Genomic DNA, 10,418 nt, shown 5'->3' with positions numbered 1-10,418 from the left:
GGGTTGAGGAGTCGGAAGTCCTCGGCCGTCAGGGCGAGCACGCGCTGCGCGTCGTCCAGGTCTTCGAGCCGGTGCAGGTAGAAGGCGCAATGGCTGCGCTCAAACCGGCGCTGCGCCCCACCGAACACCAATGTCGTGAATTTGAAGCGCGAGTCGACATCCGGGAAGAAGCTGCCGCCGGGGTTGTGGCGGTTCTCGAAGTCGTACAAAGCCCCGAGCCGCTGCGTCGTCGAGATGCTCTTGAAGAACTCGGCCGCGCCCTTGTCGGCCGCGATGCCGCTCGGCGTCAGCAGCGCGACGATGCCCTCGGGCCGCACGAGCGCCTGCGCCCGCTCGACGAACAGGCTGTAGAGGTTGACATCGCCGCCGCCGAGCAGCGGGTAATCGCCGGCCTTGGCCAGCACGCGGGCGTTGGCCTCGGCGCGCTCCATCGCCTGCGCGTAGTCGGCCCACAGCGGCGCCTTCTTTTCCTCCAGTTCGGCGATCAGGCGCTTGCGGTCGGCGGCGCGCGGCTGGGCGGCGATGGTCGGCTCACGCTCGGCAAACCATTCGACCTGCTGCAGCTTGATGCGGTCCCAGGGCGGGTTGCCGACCACCGCGTCGAAGCCACCGCTGCCGTCGGCCTTGAAGACGGTGGGGAAGGCGGTCCACCAGTGAAAGAAAGTTTCTTCGGCGGCGAGCGCGCGGCAGCGGGCCAGCAGCGCGTTCGCGGCATCGACGCCCGCGCCCTTGCCGTCGATGTGGCCAGCGGCGAGTGCGGCCACCAGGTTGCGGCCCGGCGACAGCAGCTCCAGCAGCGCGCTGCGCATGGTTTCATCACCGAGCTTGGCGAGCCGCTTGGCCGCGTCGACCGGCCAGCCCGGCAGCAGCCAGCGCAGCGCACGCCAGAAGTCGAGCAGGGCGTGCAGCGGTGCGACCTGCGTGGCGGCCTCGGCCGCGAGTTGCTTGGAGAGATTGGCCTCGGCGATGTCGATGTCGGTCAGGTCGGCCACCTGGGTCAGGCCGCGCGCCGCGACGTCGAGCCGCTGCAGCTCGCCCTGCTGGAACAGCATGCCGAGCGCCTGCAGGCCCCGCTGCACGGCGCCGAGCCGCTCGCCGTGCAGCGAGTCGCCGCGCTTGAGGTGGTGGTCCAGGAAGGACAGCGGCGCGCCGACGGTGAAGGTGTGCAGCCACAGCGCGGTCTTGGCTAGCTCCACGGCCATCGGGTTCTTGTCGACGCCGAACAGCGACTTCTTCAGCACCATGCGCCGCACGATGTGGCGGTCGTCGAGCTGCGCATCGGTGACGGCCCAGCCGCGCGCTTTAGCGGTCTGCTTGATGCTGCGGCGGATGTGCGCGATGCGCGCGGTGACCGGGCTCTGCCACGGGTTGTCGCGCTCCGCGAGGTGCGCGGCCCAGGGCTGGGCATTGACGGCGAGCGAGGCCGCGGCGGCGGCTTCGAGCACGCGGTCGGCCAGGTGGTCGACCAGCGAGACGAGAAAGTGGCCGCTGCCCATGGCCGGGTCGCAGACCGTCAGTTCGAGGATTTGCGTCGCCGGGTCGAGCGAGTCGCGCTGGCCGGCGCCGTCGCTGCCGTCGAGCAGTTCCCACTGCGCGGTGGTCAGCGCGTGCCTGCCCTTCCACTTGGCGAGCTGCGCCTCGAAGCGCTCGACGCGCTCGTCGGCGAGCCGGCCGACCGACTCGCGCAGGATCAGCCGCACCAGGTCGTCGTGCGTGTAGTAGCTGCCGGAGACCTTGCGCGCAAAGCTGGCCGGCGTGGCGGCCAGGCGGTCGATCTCGGGCTTGTCGCGGTAATCGTCGGCGGCCTGCACCTGGTGGACCAGCGTGTATTCGAGCAGGCGCTCGTAGATGCCGCCGAGGTGCGAAACCGAGAGGTCGCGGTAGTTGATCCACAGGCGCTGCGAGTCGTCGGTGCGGCGCGACAGCGCGTCGATGATCGGCGCCATCACGGCGTCGGGCACCCGCGTGCGCGCCAGCAGCGGCGAGCGGGCGCGGTCGAACAGGCCGCCGTTGTAGGCCGGCATGCCGATGGTGTCGTCGCCCAGGTCGATCAGCGAGAACGCGCCTTTCAAGTCGAGCCAGACCTTCTCCATCTGGCGTGAGAACACCCGGCCGGCGTCGACGTCGTCGCGCACGCGCTCGCGCAGCGCACGCACGCTGTAGGGGGCGTAGCGCGCATCGCGCACCGGCAGCAGCAGCCGGTCTTCGGCATAGAACAGGAACAGCAGGCGGTAGAGCAACACCAGCGCGGCCTCGCGCACCTCTTCGAGGTAGTCGCGGGTGAACTGCTGGCGGGTGAACTGGCCGTAGCCGACTTGCTGCCGGCGTGCCTGCAAATCGCCGCGCGCCAGCGCGTCGGCCAGGCGCGGAAAGATGTCTTCGAACACGCGCGCGCCGAGGTCCTGCGAGACCTTTTCTTCGTAGAGCCGCGCTTCGCTCAGCGCATAGGCGTGCAAGGTGCGGGCGGCGTTGTCCCAGCTCTGCGCCAGGAAGGCGGCGCGGTTGAACAGCAGGAAAAACAGCTTCAGGCCGTGCTCGGGCGCGGGGTCGTCGAGCGCGGGCTGCGTGCCGTGTACGCCGAGCATCGAGGCGAGGTCGATCTCGAAGAACTCCTCGGCGCGAGAGCGGGCGTCTTGCCAGTAAAGCCGCCATACCGCACCGTTGGTCAACATGCCCCACTTGATGCGGCGGTCGGAGACGACGTCGACGCGGCTGAGGTAACGCAGCATCTGCGACGAGGGCGCGCCCGGGTCGGTGGCGTCGGAGCCGTCGCCGCGGTCGAGCGGGCGCCGCCAGCGCTTGGCTTCCAGGATCGCCAGGCCATGCCGGTAGCGACGGTCGTCCTTGCTTTCGGCGAGTGCCTGGCCCTTGGAGGCGGCGTCGGAAAACAGCAGCACGTCGGGCACGTCTTCGCGCCGCGTCTTCGACAGGTTGACTTGCGGCAGGTAGTCATCGCCCCAGCCGAGTTCGACCAGCACGCGCTCGATCACGAGTTGCTCGGTCTGTGCCTCGTTGAGCGCGGAGTGCGCGGCAAGCGGTGCGAAGATGCCGCGCAGCGCGGCGCTGAAGGCCTGCAGGGCAGCGTCGCCCAGTTCCTGCCACGGGGGTGTATCGCGAATGCCCCGGTGCAAGAAATCCTGGCTGAACAGCTGACCTTGCATGGCGTCGGGGCGTTTGGGTTGCGGCAGTGTAGCCATGGGTATTGCGAGCGCGCCGCGCGCGCACCGGGCACTCGACAAGGAGAGCGACATGTTCGATGGCATCGATGGGCGGGCGATGGCGGTCAACGGCACGACGCTGTTCGTGCGCACCGGCGGGCGCCCTGACGGCCCGCCCTTGCTGCTGCTGCACGGCTACCCCGAGACGCACGTGATGTGGCACCGGGTGGCGCAGCAACTGGCCGGGCACTACTGCCTCGTCATGCCCGACCTGCGCGGCTACGGCCGCTCGGCCAAGCCGGCGGGCGCGAGCGACCACGCCAACTACAGCAAGCGCGCAATGGCCGCCGACGTGCTGGGGTTGATGCGCGCACTCGGCCACGAGCGCTTCTTCGTCGCCGGCCACGACCGCGGCGGGCGCGTCGCGCATCGGCTGGCGCTCGACCATCCCGGCGCGGTCGCCAAGCTGTGCGTGATCGACATCGCGCCCACGCTCACCATGTACGAGCGCACCGACATGGCCTTCGCTACCGCCTACTACCACTGGTTCTATCTCATCCAGCCGCAGCCGCTGCCCGAGCGGCAGATCGGCGCCGATGCGCGCTGGTACCTGCGTTGGACGCTGTCGGGCTGGGGCGGGCAGGGCGGGCTCGATTTCGTCGAGCCCGAGGCGCTGGCCGACTACGAAGCCGGCTTCTGCACGCCCGAGGGCGTCCACGGCGCCTGCGAGGACTACCGCGCGGCGGCTTCCATCGACCTGGTACACGACCGTGCCTCGCGTGCGTCGGGGCAGCGCGTGGCCTGCGACCTGCATGTGCTGTGGGGCGAGCGCGGCGTGGTGGCGCGGCTGTTCCAGCCGCTGGCCGATTGGCGCGCCGCCTGCGACGGCGCGGTCACCGGCCGCGCCGTCGCGGCGGGCCATTTCATCCCCGAAGAGCTGCCGCAGCTGACGGCCAGCGAGCTGGCGGGCTTCTTCGGTACGGGAGGCGCGGGGCCGTGAGGTCGGCCGCCGTCGGCTGCTGCCTGGCGCATGCCGGCGCACCCGCTAAGCACTCGGTCGCTGTCATGAGGGTTGCCCCCGAGTCGTGGGACTGGTCAACACGAGCGTCCCTGCCGAGAATCGCGACTCATCCCATGAAGCGAATTCTTGCCGAGGAGTCAGCGTGCTGAAGGTCTATCTGGTCGAGGACGACCCGCTGGTGTCGCGGCATGTGCGCGACACGCTCAACGAGGCGCCCGGCATCCGCTGCGTCGGCCATGCCAGCCGCCTGAGCATTGCGCGCATCGAGCTGCCGCAGTGCCGCCCCGACGTGCTGCTGTCCGACCTGGGCCTGCCCGATGGCGATGGCACCGAGCTCATCGGCGAGTTGAGCCACGCACCGGCCTCCGAGGGCGTGTGGCATCCGCACATCCTGGTGTTCTCGGTGTTTGGAGACGAGGCGCGCGTGATCCATGCCATCGAGGCCGGCGCCGACGGCTACTTCCTCAAGGGCTGCACCGCTGACGAACTGGTGCGTGCGGTGCAGCAGGCCGCACGCGGCGAGTCGCCGATCTCGCCGGCCATCGCCCGCCATCTGCTTAAGCGCTTCAAGGACGACGGCTATACCGATTCGAGCTTTCGCGATTCGGGCTTCCACGACAGCGACGCGGCCACCCTGAGCGGCATCATGGACTTCAGCGAGCCCAAGCCCCGCGAGCACGAGATCAGCGCGCGCGAAGTCGAGGTGCTGCGGCTGGTAGCGCAGGGCTATGTCGGCGAAGAGATCGCCGAGCGCCTGCTCACCACGCCCAACGCGGTCGCCACGTCGGTGCGCAACGTGTACCGCAAGCTGCAGCTCGGCCAGCGGGCTCGCGCCACGGGGCAGGCGCTCACACGCCCCGGCTGGGCGTGACCCTGCGCCGCTGCGCCGCGCTGGCATTGGCGCTGGCCGCGGCGGTGCTGGCGGTGGCGCTGGAGGGCTGTGCCGGCGAGGCGCGACCGGGCCGCCAGGCCCGCGAACTGCGGCAAGCGCAGCTCGTCGAAGCCGGGAGCGCGCGTCCCGTTCGCTTGCCCGACGCCTGGGAAGCCAGCGCGCCCAACCGTGCGGGCGCCGTGCGCTACCGGCTGGCGCTGCCCGACGCCGCGCTGCGTTCGCCGCAATCGGCGCTGTTCGTGCCGCGCGTCGGCAACCTGTTTCGCATCGAGCTCAATGGCCAAGCGCTGCTGTCGGTCGGTGCGCCACCGCCGCCGGGCAGCGGCCGCGCGCTGCCCGATTTTTCGCAGGCGCCGGTGCTGTTGCCGCTGCCGCGGGCCTTGCTCGGGCGCAGCGCCAACAGCGTCGAGATCGAAGTCATCGGCGAGCCGCGGCGCGACGCCGGCCTGTCCGCCGTGTGGGTGGGCCCGCTCGACGAGATCGAGCCCCTGCACACCGAGCTGACCAACCGGCAGGTGCGTGGCACCTGGGTGCTCAGCGCCGCGGCCGCGGTGATGGGCTCGCTCGCCTTGCTGCTCGCCTGGCGCGTGCGGCGCACCGGCTATGCCTACTTCGGCGTGGCCAGCCTGTTGTGGGCGTGGCGGCTCTCGGGCATGCAGCTTTCCACGGGCGACGCCTGGACGCCCTATGGCACGGTCTTGTTCGACGCCTCCTACGCCTGGTTCGTGGCGCTGATGGCGTTGTATGCGCTCGATGCCGTCGGCCGCGACAGCGACCGCGCCCGCCGCTGGCTGGCCGCATGGGCGCTGCTCGCCCTGCTCATCAGCATCGGCGGCTGGGTCCTCAATGCGCCGCTGCTGCGCACGCTGGTGCAGGGGGGCACCCTGGCCACGGCGGCGTGGCTCACGGCGGTGCTGCTGGCCACCGCCTGGCGCGAGCGCACCTTGTCGGCGCTGCTGCTCAGCGCGGTGGCGGCGGTCAGCGTGGTGCTCGGTACACGCGATTTCTGGGTGCTGCGCGTGCTGTACGACTACGGCGAGCTGACCTGGGCGCGCTACATCATCCTGCTGCTGCTGGCGGTGCTGGCCTGGCTGCTGGTCGACGAGTTCGAGCGTTCCGGCACCGCGCTGCGCGGCCTCAACCGCGAATTGCAGGACCGCGTGGCGCAAAAGGAACGCGAGTTGCAGGCCGCTTTCCAAGCCACGCGCGAGCGCGAGCGCGAGCAGGCGGTACTGGCCGAACGCGACCGCATCCTGCGCGAGATGCACGACGGGCTGGGCGGCCGGCTGGTGGCCGCGCTTGCGCTGACCTCGCAGGTGTCGCGTCAGTCCGCGGCGCCGCAGGGCGGCGCCGCGCGTCAGGTCGACGAGCCGCTGCGCGACCTGAAACTCACGCTCGAAGACTGCCTGGTCGAGCTGCGCCTGGCGCTCGATTCGCTCGAGCACGACCGGCGCCCGTTGATCGAAGCGCTGGCCGAGCTGCGCTTTCGCGTCGAACCCTCGCTGCGTGCTTCGGGCGTGCGACTGGTCTGGCAGGTGGCCGACGCCGCCAGCACCGTCGAGCTGCCCGCCGCCGACACGCTGCATGTGCTGCGCATCGTGCGCGAGGCGCTCACCAACGTACTCAAGCACGCCCATGCCAGCGTCGTATGGCTGCGCCTCGAGTCGCGCGCGAATGGCGCCTTGTCGCTCGCGGTGGTCGACAACGGCGTGCAACAGCCCGACCTGGAGAGCCCCGCCACGTTGCCGCTGTTCGTGCCGCAGTCCATGTTGCGCGGCGGCCGGGGTCTGGCCAACATGCAGCGCCGCGCCCAGGCCCTGTCGGCCGAACTGACCAGCGGCCCGCAGGACGAGGGCTGGGGCATCACGCTGTTGTTGCCACCGCGCGCCTGAACCGGCGAAGGCGCGCGGCGATCAAGCGCGGCGGCTTCAGTCCTCGCCGGGCCGCCCCAAGAGGGCTGAACACCCCCGCGGGGGGCGGCACCGCAGGTGCCTGGGGGTCACCAATTTCACGCCACGGGCGCCGTGTCGATGAAGGTCGTGCGCAGCGCCAGCTTGTCGGCCAGCCGCGCCAGATTGGGCTGGCTGGTGCGCCACTCGACCTCGGGGAAGCGGAATTCCAGCCAGGCGAGTGCGCAGCCGAGCGAGATGTCGGCCAGCGTGAAGTGATTGCCCGCACACCAAGCGCGATCGCCGAGACCTTGGCTCATGGCAACCAGGCAGGCGCGCACCTTGACCATCTGGCGCTCGATCCAGGCGCTGCTGCGCTCGGCCTCGCTGCGGCCCGCCCAAGTGCGCTCCAGGCGCGCCATGATGGCTGCGTCGAGCAGCCCGTCGGCCAGCGCCTCCCAGGTGCGCACTTCGATGCGCTCGCGGCCGCCAGCCGGGATGAGCTTGCCGACGGGCGAGAGCATGTCGACGTATTCGACGATGACGCGCGAGTCGAACACCGCTTCGCCGCCCTCCATCACCAGGCACGGCACTTTGCCCAGCGGATTGGATTCCCCGATGGCGCTGGACGGTCCCCACACGTCGTCAAGCACGAACTGGTAGTCGAGCTTCTTCTCGGCCATCACGATGCGCACCTTGCGCACATAGGGACTGGCGAGCGAACCAATGAGTTTCATGGGGTGGGCGGCTGAAAGATTTGCGCGATTCTATGGAAGCCGGACGGCTGGCCGTGGTGAAAGCGTCACGCGGCGTGCCTGCAGGCGCTTTGCCTCCCTCGTTCCAGGGGACGCGCGGCTGTTTGCGTGCCCCGACCGCGGCGAACAAACAACGAGGACGGGAAGAAGACGATGGACATCGACCTTGCGTTTGCAAGCCGGACGCCGAGCGCGCGGCGCTGTGTCGGGCTCACGCCGGCCGGGCGGCCCGATCGCTTTCTACAATTGACCCAGGCAACGACGCCCACCGTCCAGGTCTTCGATGAATCCTTCCGTGCTCACCGCCCTGTCGCCGCTCGACGGCCGCTACGCCCCCAAGCTGGCCGCGCTGCGCCCGCTGCTCAGCGAGTTCGGCCTGATGCACCGGCGCGTGCAGGTCGAGGTCGAGTGGTTCATCGCCCTGTCCGACGCCGGCCTGCCGGAACTAGCGCCGCTCGCGGCCGCGGCGCGCGCGTGGTTGCGCCGCCTGGTCGAAGCGTTTGCCGAAGTCGACGCGCAGGCCATCAAGGACATCGAGCGCACCACCAACCACGACGTCAAGGCGGTCGAGTACTGGCTCAAGTCGAAGTTCGCCGATGTGCCTGAACTCGCGCGTGCCGGCGAGTTCGTCCACTTCGCCTGCACCAGCGAGGACATCAACAACACCAGCCACGCGCTCATGCTCGCGAGTGCGCGCGAGACCGTGCTGCTGCCCGCGCTCGACGGCCTCATCGCCACGCTCGACACCATGGCGCACACTTTCGCGGGCCTGCCGATGCTCAGCCGCACGCACGGCCAGACCGCCAGCCCCACCACGGTGGGCAAGGAGATCGCCAACGTCAGCGCGCGGCTGGCGAGCGCGCGCGAGCGCATCGCCGCCGTCAAGCCGCTGGCCAAGATGAACGGTGCGGTCGGCAACTACAACGCGCACCTCGCTGCCTATCCCGACATCGACTGGGAGGCCTTCAGCCGCAAGGTCGTCGAGCAGCAGCTGGGGCTCGCGTTCAACAGCCACACCATCCAGATCGAGCCGCACGACTGGATGGCCGAGCTGTTCGACGCGCTGACACGCACCAACACCATCCTGATCGACTGGTCGCGCGACCTATGGGGCTACGTGAGCCTGGGTTACTTCAAGCAGCGCCTGAAGGCCGGCGAGATCGGCTCCTCCACGATGCCGCACAAGGTCAACCCGATCGACTTCGAGAACGCCGAAGGCAACCTGGGTCTGGCCAATGCGCTGCTCACTCACCTGAGCCAGAAGCTACCGATCAGCCGCTGGCAGCGCGACCTCACCGACTCCACCGTGTTGCGCAACATGGGCGTGGCACTCGGCTACGCCGTGCTCGCCTGGGACTCGCTCGCGCGCGGCCTGGCCAAGCTCGAGGTCAACGAGGCCGCACTCGCGGCCGACCTCGACGCCGCCTGGGAAGTGCTCGCCGAGCCGATCCAGACGGTGATGCGAAGGTATGGCTTGCCCAAGCCCTACGAGCGCCTGAAGGAGCTCACGCGCGGCAAGGCAATCACGCGCGAGGCGGTGGCGGCGTTCATCGACACGCTCGAGTTGCCGCAGGCCGAGAAGGACCGGCTGCGGGCGATGACCCCGGGCAGCTACACGGGCATGGCCGCCGCGCTGGCGCGCCGGCCGCGCTGACCAGCCGGGCGACGCGATGACTCCGGCGTTCCGCTTCGAGCTGGTCCGCGATGAAGATTCCGAGGTGCTGCTGGCGCTGCCAACCGCTTCTACCGGCGTCGCGGTTTCAAGCCTGATGGCGAGCCAGCATGGGAATTCCACTACCGGCGCGCGCCACCGGTCGTGATCGGTGCTGCGCGGTCGGACGAAAACTAACGGACCCAGCCCATGAGCTTCCTCATCCGCCTCGCCGCCGCCGAGCGCCGCAACGACACGCTGCTGTGCGTCGGCCTCGACCCCGAACCGTCGAAGTTCCCCGCGCCGTGGACCGGCGATGCTTCGCGCATCTTTGATTTCTGCAGCGCCATCGTCGACGCCACCCGCGACCTGGTACTGGCCTACAAGCCGCAGATCGCCTACTTCGCGGCGCACCGCGCCGAAGACCAGCTGGAGCGGCTGATGGCGCACATCCGCAAGGTCGCGCCCGAGGTGCCGGTGATCCTGGACGCCAAGCGCGGCGACATCGGCTTGACCGCCGAGCAGTACGCACGCGAAGCCTTCGAGCGCTACCAGGCCGACGCGGTGACCTTGTCGCCGTTCATGGGCTTCGATTCGATCGAGCCCTATTTGCGCTGGCCCGGCAAGGGCGCGATCCTGCTGTGCCGCACCTCCAACGCGGGCGGCAGTGACTTGCAGGCGCAGCGCCTGGCCGATGTCGAGGGCACGCCGCGGCTCTACGAGCACATCGCCGCGCTGGCGCAGGGGCCGTGGAACCGCAGCGGCCAGCTCGCCCTGGTGGTGGGCGCGACCTTCCCCGAGGAGCTGGCGCGGGTGCGCGCGATTGCGCCGACCCTGCCGCTGCTCATTCCCGGCATCGGTGCGCAGGGCGGTGACGCGGCCGCCACGGTGCGCGCGGCGTGGCGGCCCGACGCGCCGATCATCGTCAGCTCATCGCGCGCGGTGCTCTACGCGAGCGGCGGCAAAGACTTTGCCAGCGCCGCACGCCAGGCGGCGCTTGCAACGCGCCTGGCGCTCAACCGGGCGCGCTGACGGCGTGCCGCCGTTGCGCA

8 protein-coding genes are annotated in these 10,418 nt (G+C 70.1%); 6 read left to right on the top strand and 2 right to left on the bottom strand.

Features of this window, described 5'->3' with window-relative positions:
- Positions 1-3,197: Eco57I restriction-modification methylase domain-containing protein (locus tag RMO12_RS04800; protein ID WP_405029620.1), on the bottom strand; the 3,197-nt coding region annotated here is incomplete at its 3' end.
- A gap of 52 nt (positions 3,198-3,249) precedes the next feature.
- Here RMO12_RS04800 and RMO12_RS04795 point away from each other — a divergent pair.
- From RMO12_RS04795 to RMO12_RS04785, 3 genes are all read left to right on the top strand, one after another.
- A complete protein-coding gene (locus tag RMO12_RS04795; RefSeq protein ID WP_309638412.1) occupies positions 3,250-4,158 on the top strand; it encodes an alpha/beta hydrolase in 909 nt (302 codons plus the stop codon).
- Positions 4,159-4,321: 163 nt separating this feature from the next.
- The gene (locus tag RMO12_RS04790) at positions 4,322-5,050 is read left to right on the top strand and encodes a response regulator transcription factor (protein ID WP_309626974.1); all 729 of its coding nucleotides are present in this window, start codon (positions 4,322-4,324) and stop codon (positions 5,048-5,050) included.
- Positions 5,047-6,963, top strand: coding sequence for an ATP-binding protein (locus tag RMO12_RS04785; RefSeq protein WP_309638411.1), 1,917 nt, complete (start codon positions 5,047-5,049; stop codon positions 6,961-6,963). Before RMO12_RS04790 ends, RMO12_RS04785 begins: the two co-directional genes overlap by 4 nt.
- Before the next feature lie 116 nt (positions 6,964-7,079).
- Here the strand turns inward: RMO12_RS04785 and RMO12_RS04780 are convergent, their stop codons facing one another.
- Positions 7,080-7,697: a glutathione S-transferase N-terminal domain-containing protein gene (locus RMO12_RS04780; RefSeq protein WP_309626363.1), complete on the bottom strand. Its 618-nt coding sequence runs from the start codon at positions 7,695-7,697 to the stop codon at positions 7,080-7,082.
- Positions 7,698-7,998: 301 nt separating this feature from the next.
- Here RMO12_RS04780 and purB point away from each other — a divergent pair, with 301 nt between their 5' ends.
- Genes purB through pyrF form a run of 3 tightly spaced genes read left to right on the top strand, consistent with a single transcriptional unit; the run spans position 7,999 to position 10,398 of the window.
- Entirely contained in the window at positions 7,999-9,369 is a 1,371-nt protein-coding gene (purB, locus tag RMO12_RS04775) for an adenylosuccinate lyase (protein ID WP_309638410.1), read from the top strand.
- Between the two features lie 16 nt (positions 9,370-9,385).
- A complete protein-coding gene (locus RMO12_RS04770) occupies positions 9,386-9,535 on the top strand; it encodes a hypothetical protein (RefSeq protein ID WP_309638409.1) in 150 nt (49 codons plus the stop codon).
- A gap of 41 nt (positions 9,536-9,576) precedes the next feature.
- Positions 9,577-10,398, top strand: coding sequence for an orotidine-5'-phosphate decarboxylase (gene pyrF, locus RMO12_RS04765; protein WP_309638408.1), 822 nt, complete (start codon positions 9,577-9,579; stop codon positions 10,396-10,398).
- Positions 10,399-10,418: the final 20 nt, after the last annotated feature.

The organism is Methylibium sp., from assembly GCF_031393925.1.
GTDB lineage: Bacteria > Pseudomonadota > Gammaproteobacteria > Burkholderiales > Burkholderiaceae_C > Methylibium.
This window is presented reverse-complemented; position numbering and strand designations above follow the sequence as displayed.